This window comes from Caballeronia sp. M23-90 (assembly GCF_053574605.1).
This window is the reverse complement of sequence record NZ_JBSIPA010000820.1, coordinates 1-1,323: the sequence shown is the minus strand read 5'-3', so window position 1 is coordinate 1,323 and position 1,323 is coordinate 1. Positions and strand designations below refer to the sequence as shown.

Genomic DNA, 1,323 nt, shown 5'->3' with positions numbered 1-1,323 from the left:
TAGCGCGGCGCTTCGGTGGCGGTGCTGGAAGCAGGGCGCATTGGCGGCGGTGCATCAGGGCGCAACGGCGGACAGGTGAACACCGGTGTCGCGCAGGATTTCGCGGCGCTGGTCGAGCAGCTTGGCGTGGTCAAGGCCCGCGCCTGCTACCGCGCTTATGCGAGCGCCGTCGATACGGTCGAGCGGCTGATACGCGAAGAAAACATCGATTGCGATTACCTGCCGTCGGGCAAGCTCAAGCTGGCCTCGAAACCGCATCACTTCGCGCATCTGGAAAAGACCGCCGAAGTCATCCGGCGCGAAGTCGATACGAACATCGAGATCATCGGACGCGAGCAGCTACGCTCCGAGATCCAGTCGGACAGTTTCCACGGCGCATTGCTGCAGCGTCATGGTGGCCAGATGCACATGGGCCGATTCACTGTCGGTTTGGCGGATGCCGCCGCGCGATACGGCGCTAAGCTTTATGAAAACGCGGGCGTGAGCGTGATCGAAAAAGACGGCGAGGGCGCCTACCGGATCGTGTCGGCGCGGGGTGAGATCAGGGCAAAACAGGTGCTCGTGGCTACGGGGCCTTCACGACAGGGGCCGTTCAACTGGTACAGGCGCAGGCTCGCGCCGGTTGGATCGTTCATCGTGGTGACGGAGCCGTTGCCGGCGCACTTGATAGCCGAGGTGTTTCCGAATCGCCGCGCCTATACGACCACGCGGCTGATGCACAACTACTTTCGCGTGACACCGGATTCGCGCTTGTTGTTCGGTGGACGCGCGCGTTTCACGGCGTCGGAACGGCCATCGGACGCGAAGAGCGGGCGGATCCTGCAGCAAAACCTTGCCGCGATGTTCCCGGCGCTGGCGCAGGCGCGCATTGATTACTGCTGGGGCGGTCTTGTCGATATCACCGCTGACCGCCTGCCCCGCGCAGGTCAGCACGAAGGCATTTATTTCTCCATGGGTTACAGCGGCCACGGCACGCAGATGTCGACGCACATGGGCCAGGTCATGGCTGATGTGATCGATGGCCGCGAGAGCGCAAATCCATGGCGCGAGTTCGAGTGGCCGGCCATTCCAGGCCACACCGGCAAACCCTGGTTCCTGCCGCTCGTTGGCACGTATTACCGCATCAAGGACGTGTTCGTCTGAGCCCGCAGGGCACCCCGCTGTTTCCCCCAATACGCTGTATTCCAGACACTCTCGCGGAGAAGTTCGAATGAACAAGCAACACATGGAACATGCCAATGCCGCGCTCGCATCCGAACTCGAGAACCTGACGCGGCGCGGTGCGTCGCGGCGCGACGTCTTGCGGGCAATGGCATGTTCCAA

1 pseudogene is annotated in these 1,323 nt (G+C 62.7%); it reads left to right on the top strand.

The annotated features are described in order from the left end of the window. A pseudogene (locus ACRXB1_RS36155) lies at positions 1–1,143 on the top strand (NAD(P)/FAD-dependent oxidoreductase); the annotation flags it as partial. Positions 1,144–1,323 lie beyond the last annotated feature (180 nt).